The following is a 925-nucleotide window of genomic DNA, read 5'->3' on the forward strand; positions in this document are numbered from 1 at the left end:
TATTAAGTTTAATTTTATTTAGCTCTTTTGTAAAAAACAGTTATTATTAGCTATCAAAGCAAAGGCATCTTAAAAAACTTTGTTACATTTAGACTTTGTGAAGTATTTCAAAGCGTAGTTTCTCTTAAAAATATAGCTTATTTTGCAAAACGCAACTTCTCCCAAAAACGAAGTTTATCAGCAAAGCAATAGCCTCTTTAGCAAACACAGCTTCTTTAAAAAAAAGAAAATTTCAGCTTGTAAGCTAGAGATTCTAGCTTACAAATAAGTTTCAAAATGACAAAATTTGCATATAAAACAGCAAAACTCATTTGTTTACGAAGTCCTCAAATAAAAACCTATGTTCTTTTGGCAAGGCTTCAAAGATAGCATGGGCAAGGTTTTGAATCTCCCAAAGAGCTGATTTTGAGCTTCTAAGTTCTAAGAAATTTTGCAAGGATCTAGCATTTGCTGTCCATGTAAGCTCTGTTTTATAGCTTTCAACTAAACAGTACTTAGCAAGATCAAGACTTATAGTGCCTTGCAAGATCAGCCTTAATCTTTCAAGTGCGGCTATGCTAGCATTATCAACCTCTTCGTTTTTACACAAAACTAGGTATTTTTCAGCCCTTTTAAAGTCAAAGGGTGCAAATTCTTTTTCATTTCTAAGCTCTTTAAGCGTGTAGCGGGTGGATTTTACACTAAGACTGGCGTGGCGGTGGCGGGCAAGTTCTTGCAAACAAGCCCTTGAAATGCCCTGAATATAAAAGGTGTAGTTTAAATGCTCCAAGGTAGAAGCGTGCTTGAATTTATTGCCAACTCTATATATAAGCTCCTTATCGACATCTCCTCCCTCATCGCCTTTTTCAAAGCTTTGCCAGCAAGTGCGAATGGCGTGAGAACAAATTTTAAGCTCGGTATGGTGCATTAGGCTAACTTGCATTTT

1 protein-coding gene is annotated in these 925 nt (G+C 35.8%); it reads right to left on the reverse strand.

Annotated features, from left to right (window positions below; genetic code table 11):
- Positions 1-307: 307 nt before the first annotated feature.
- The gene (thyX, locus tag DMC01_RS12585; RefSeq protein WP_142694524.1) at positions 308-922 is read right to left on the reverse strand and encodes an FAD-dependent thymidylate synthase; all 615 of its coding nucleotides are present in this window, start codon (positions 920-922) and stop codon (positions 308-310) included.
- Between the last annotated feature and the right edge of the window lie 3 nt (positions 923-925).

This window comes from Campylobacter troglodytis (assembly GCF_006864425.1).
Taxonomy (GTDB): Bacteria; Campylobacterota; Campylobacteria; order Campylobacterales; family Campylobacteraceae; genus Campylobacter_D; species Campylobacter_D troglodytis.

Bases quoted from the DNA above. Each gene is read 5' to 3' on its own strand.
- thyX (WP_142694524.1), bottom strand. From the start codon at position 922: ATGCAAGTTAGCCTAATGCACCATACCGAGCTTAAAATTTGTTCTCAC.